This window comes from Methylophaga lonarensis MPL (genome assembly GCF_000349205.1).
GTDB classification, from domain to species: domain Bacteria; phylum Pseudomonadota; class Gammaproteobacteria; order Nitrosococcales; family Methylophagaceae; genus Methylophaga; species Methylophaga lonarensis.
On sequence record NZ_APHR01000034.1, the window covers coordinates 1 to 3,955 of the forward strand.

Annotated in this window: 7 protein-coding genes; 1 reads left to right on the forward strand and 6 read right to left on the reverse strand. The window is 47.9% G+C overall.

Translation table 11 applies throughout. The features are described from left to right. Positions 1 to 9 precede the first annotated feature (9 nt). Positions 10 to 309 carry a hypothetical protein gene (locus MPL1_RS06640; RefSeq protein WP_009726355.1) on the reverse strand — a complete coding sequence of 100 codons (300 nt, stop codon included), beginning with the start codon at positions 307 to 309 and terminating at the stop codon, positions 10 to 12. Positions 310 to 331: 22 nt separating this feature from the next. Here MPL1_RS06640 and aroE point away from each other — a divergent pair, with 22 nt between their 5' ends. Next, positions 332 to 1,144, forward strand: coding sequence for a shikimate dehydrogenase (aroE, locus tag MPL1_RS06645; RefSeq protein ID WP_009726356.1), 813 nt, complete (start codon positions 332 to 334; stop codon positions 1,142 to 1,144). A 59-nt stretch (positions 1,145 to 1,203) separates the two neighbouring features. Here aroE and MPL1_RS06650 read toward each other — a convergent pair whose 3' ends face one another. From MPL1_RS06650 to MPL1_RS06665, 5 genes are all read right to left on the reverse strand, one after another. Beyond that, on the reverse strand, positions 1,204 to 1,470 hold the full coding sequence (locus MPL1_RS06650) for a ComEA family DNA-binding protein (RefSeq protein WP_009726357.1): 267 nt from the start codon (positions 1,468 to 1,470) through the stop codon (positions 1,204 to 1,206). Between the two features lie 154 nt (positions 1,471 to 1,624). After that, complete coding sequence (locus MPL1_RS06655) at positions 1,625 to 2,200, reverse strand: sugar transferase (protein ID WP_200858786.1); 576 nt, start codon at positions 2,198 to 2,200, stop codon at positions 1,625 to 1,627. Positions 2,201 to 2,208: 8 nt separating this feature from the next. Then, a complete protein-coding gene (locus MPL1_RS14110; RefSeq protein WP_009726359.1) occupies positions 2,209 to 2,388 on the reverse strand; it encodes an acetyltransferase in 180 nt (59 codons plus the stop codon). A 46-nt stretch (positions 2,389 to 2,434) separates the two neighbouring features. Beyond that, the gene (locus MPL1_RS06660; protein ID WP_009726360.1) at positions 2,435 to 3,166 is read right to left on the reverse strand and encodes a hypothetical protein; all 732 of its coding nucleotides are present in this window, start codon (positions 3,164 to 3,166) and stop codon (positions 2,435 to 2,437) included. A 348-nt stretch (positions 3,167 to 3,514) separates the two neighbouring features. Continuing rightward, positions 3,515 to 3,814 (reverse strand): GIY-YIG nuclease family protein, encoded by a 300-nt coding sequence (locus MPL1_RS06665; protein ID WP_009726361.1) that lies wholly within the window; start codon positions 3,812 to 3,814, stop codon positions 3,515 to 3,517. Positions 3,815 to 3,955: the final 141 nt, after the last annotated feature.

Sequence of the window (3,955 nt, forward strand, 5' to 3'; positions counted from 1 at the left end):
ATCSTCAACTTAAACCGTCATCGCGAGGCCGCAGGCCGTGGCGATCCAGCTCCTGCCTTTCCGATCCGCACTTGATTGCTTCGCTATGCTCGCAATGACGGATTTCTGGGAAACCTGTTTTTTCCATCTATCGCATCTCCAGCTTAAACCGTCATCGCGAGGCCGCAGGCCGTGGCGATCCAGCTCCTGCCTGTCAGTCCTGATCGGAATGACTTCTCTGAAAATGACCTTTTTGATAGTTGATGTCACAATAAAAGCCAAAGACAGCCGAGACGCAATCAAACCATTTGCTACCTCAGCCAAATTCATCTAAACACACTGCTGAAAAATTATGACCGATCACTATGCCGTTATTGGGAATCCCATCAAACACAGCAAATCGCCACTGATCCATGCTGAGTTTGCCAGACAAACTGCCCAGGATCTGGATTACACGGCTATTGAAATTCCGACAGATGCTCTGCAAGCTGGCCTGGAAACGCTCAGACAGCAGGGATTCAAAGGCATTAACGTCACGGTGCCGTTTAAAGAACAAGTCTGGCAAATCGTAGACCATCGTACTGCACGTGCTGAACTTGCCGGTGCAGTGAATACCGTGATATTTCACGAAGATGGTTCATTGTCGGGCGACACCACCGATGGTGTGGGGCTGTGCCGTGATCTAACAGAAAATCATCAACTGATCTTGAAAAACAAACGCATCTTATTGCTGGGCGCAGGTGGTGCCGCACGGGGTGTCATTGAACCATTACTGACACTTCAACCAAACGAAATTTTCATTGCCAATCGTACTGCCAGCAAGGCAGAACAACTAGCAGAAATCTTCAACCATCTAGGTCATGTAACCGGTGGTGGCTTTGCACAAGTGACCGGACAATATGATGTCGTGATTAATGCCACAGCCGCCAGCCTGCAAGGTGAAGTGCCCCCGCTGCCAGATCAAGTATTGGCTGCTGGTGCCTGCTGCTATGACATGATGTATGGAAAAGAAGACACGGCCTTTATCAAGTGGGCCAAACAACATCAAGCCGAGAAAACACTAGATGGGCTGGGTATGCTGGTTGAGCAAGCCGCTGAGGCGTTCTATCTCTGGCGTGGGGTTAGGCCACAAACACAAGCAGTGATCAGGTTATTACGCACATAAAAAAAGGGTGGAGCAAGCTCCACCCAATTGAGAGTAAATAATGTCAGTGCTGGTTTTGCCTAATCACTCACAGTGACTTGTTCGGCCAACTGCGCCGCTTTTTTATCGCCAATGCCTCTGACGTTAACCACTTCATCGACGCTGCTAAAACCACCATTAGCATCACGATAGTCAATGATGCTGGCCGCGGTAGAAGGCCCAACACCATCAAGTAATTGCAGTTGTTCAGCAGTGGCTGTGTTCAAGTTGATTTTTTCGGCTGCGAAAGCAACGCCGGTTGCCAGCGAGAAAGCCAGCAGGAAAGAAACTATCCATTTCTTCAACATCTTCCGTACTCCTTGTGGTTTATCAGCAGCTCTCCATGAACTGCACTTCAAGCCTATCCAAAAAACTCAAATACGCCAATCATCAATCTTCTCGTTTCTTGAGGGAACTCACACAATTACCTTGGATCGGACGAATCTCGCTAGGTTTTCAGAGTTAATCCTTTCGAACTCTGTCGCCCATCCCCTTGCCTAGCATCGTTTGCAAAATAAAACCGATATAATTTTTTGGGGACAGCTCCTGAATCATTCGAGCATCGGTCTCTGCAAGCAACTGCGGTGTAGACATATCTATATCGTTGACCTGTGCCAACCCGGTCACACCAGGTCTGACTTCAAACACGCCATGTTGCTGACGATACTCAATCAACTCGTGCTGGTTGAACAAACAAGGGCGAGGTCCGACAAGACTCATATCACCGATCAGCACATTCCAGAGTTGAGGCAACTCATCCAGCTTGGTACGACGCAGAAAATGACCAAAGCGGGTGATGGCCTGGTGACTGGCCAGATGTGTGGCCACATCTGCTGTTTCTTTTTTCATCGTGCGAAACTTGACCAGGGTAAATGGTTGTTGATAACGCCCCACGCGCTGCTGTCTGAATAATGGCGAACCCGTATCAAACAACCCGATCAGAGTAAGCACCAGCATGACCGGCATTGCAATGATCAACCCCGTCAGAGACAGCAGAATATCCAGTGCTCGCATCACTGCGAGAGAAAGCTTTGTCATGAATTACTCTATTGATATTGTTGTTTCAGGGCATCAATCAATTGCGTTACCGCTTGTTCTGGTAACACATTGATGCCAGCAGCGCCGGCACGGCCACCACCTGTCGCAAACTGCGATGCAACATCAGACGCACCATGACGTTGATTGAGTGGTGCACGAATGCTAACAACATAACTTGTGTTATCCAAGGGCGTTAAAACAGCATGCGCACGATCAGGATAGCGATTCGCCAGGTCATTGCCAAAAACACCACCGACGTCGGGCCCAAGCCTCTTGGGGAAGCACAACGACAGCAACGCTATCAGACTGGTAAATCAACGGGGCTTGCTGCGCAGCCGACATGTCTTGATGATAGCCATCGTTGAGCCTGTTAAAAATGTCTGACCTTTCATGGATAAAATCCAACGGTGTGGTGAAAGCAACGCATTGCCGATATAAATCCGCGGGGTGATAAAACAAGTCCTCAAGTGAACTGCCATAGCCGTTATAGTTCAGTGCAATTCCCAGCTGCTGCAAGGCCAGTGTATCTTTTTCGATCAACCCGGCTTGTTTGGCAAGCGCCTCTGCGACCTCGGTTAAATTATCACCAAATGCCGCCGTCATTGCCCATAGATGAAAACGTTGCTTAAGAAACTGATCGACTATCAGAGCAGTACAGGTGGTTGGAGACAGATCGATATGTGCCGACAAAGCAGGATGATTGGGAATATCGCCCGACTGATGATGATCAAAGTAGCTGACACTCGCCCCAGTATCTAACACTCGATGCAATTCTGCGGCATTTTTCTGCATTGAAATATCCAGAACGGTAACAACGTCACCCACTGTTGCCTCGACATGTTTCAGCAGATCAATATCCCGCTTAACCCCTGTTATCAGAGTTGATTCCGCAGGTGCTGCCAAGCGAAGTTGAACCAGCGAGCAAATGCCATCGGCATCGCCATTAAATACATCAAAACAGGCCATTTTTCCTCAACTCTCACTTTCTCATTTGGTTTGAGATGCCTCCATTGCGGTCGGCATAACAATCGTTTTGTCATCTCAACCTGACTTTATATGTCATCCCGAGCGCAGCCGAGGAATCTCCAAAAGTCCTCCAAGGCCGTTTGAGATGCCTCCACTGCGGTCGACATGACACATGACTCTTGGAATCAATCACACACTTTCTGTCATCCCGAGCGCAGCCGAGGAATCTCCAAAAGTCCTCCAAGGCCGTTTGAGATGCCTCCACTGCGGTCGGCATGACACATGACTGCACCTACAGCAAATTACCAGCTCAACAAAGACGGACATCATACTCCCCAGAAAACACCCTCAGCCGCCCGACTCAACCAAGTCTGGATATAAATCATGCCAATCTGGGTTTGATTGGCTTATCAAATGATTCTTCTTTTCTCGACGCCAACGCTTGAGCTGTTTTTCCCGAGCTATCGCTGAGTCGACATCACTCGTCTGCTCGAAATAAACTAATTTTTTGACGTTGTATTTTTTTGTGAAACCATCGATGAGATGATGTTTGTGTTCATAAATTCTTCTGATTAAGTGGCTGGTGACTCCTATGTACAGCACCTGATTACTGGCATTACTCAGAATATAGACATAATAATTTTTCACGGTCAGTTCCTTCTGACTTTGCGCCAAATTCACAAGATTTTCGATGCAATTTGTGTGCGGTTTCTCGTGGTAGCAGTAACAATTTACTTATAGCCATAAGTTAGAGATCTCTATAAGCCTTCCGGGCTGTTTGAGATCCTC

Coding starts and splice junctions, on each gene's coding strand:
- MPL1_RS06640 (WP_009726355.1), bottom strand. CDS start 309: ATGAATTTGGCTGAGGTAGCAAATGGTTTGATTGCGTCTCGGCTGTCT.
- aroE (WP_009726356.1), top strand. CDS start 332: ATGACCGATCACTATGCCGTTATTGGGAATCCCATCAAACACAGCAAA.
- MPL1_RS06650 (WP_009726357.1), bottom strand. CDS start 1,470: ATGTTGAAGAAATGGATAGTTTCTTTCCTGCTGGCTTTCTCGCTGGCA.
- MPL1_RS06655 (WP_200858786.1), bottom strand. CDS start 2,200: ATGACAAAGCTTTCTCTCGCAGTGATGCGAGCACTGGATATTCTGCTG.
- MPL1_RS06660 (WP_009726360.1), bottom strand. CDS start 3,166: ATGGCCTGTTTTGATGTATTTAATGGCGATGCCGATGGCATTTGCTCG.